The sequence below is a fragment of the Gilvimarinus sp. 1_MG-2023 genome (genome assembly GCF_030548285.1).
Map to the genome: position 1 here is coordinate 1 of NZ_JAUOSC010001529.1, position 244 is coordinate 244.

The following is a 244-nucleotide window of genomic DNA, read 5'->3' on the forward strand; positions in this document are numbered from 1 at the left end:
TCCTTGAACACTTCGCCCATACCAAGCTGGTCCATGTTCAGAACCTTGGACGGAATCGTCCGGAATACCGCACCGGCACCCCGGTTTTGGTTAAAAGCATTGACCCGGAAGCGGGCGACCCCTGGCACTTCAAACGAAAAGTCGGTTTCAAGAAATTCCTCGAAATACTTGCGTTGCTTGTCATTCATGATGTCGTACACCAGCGAGTGCACTTCATTACGTTCCAGTGCCGGGACATTGATCC

The 244-nt window shown here is 51.6% G+C and carries 1 pseudogene; it reads right to left on the reverse strand.

What is annotated here, in order from left to right:
* A pseudogene (locus Q4563_RS21945) lies at nucleotides 1-244 on the reverse strand (twitching motility protein PilT); the annotation flags it as partial.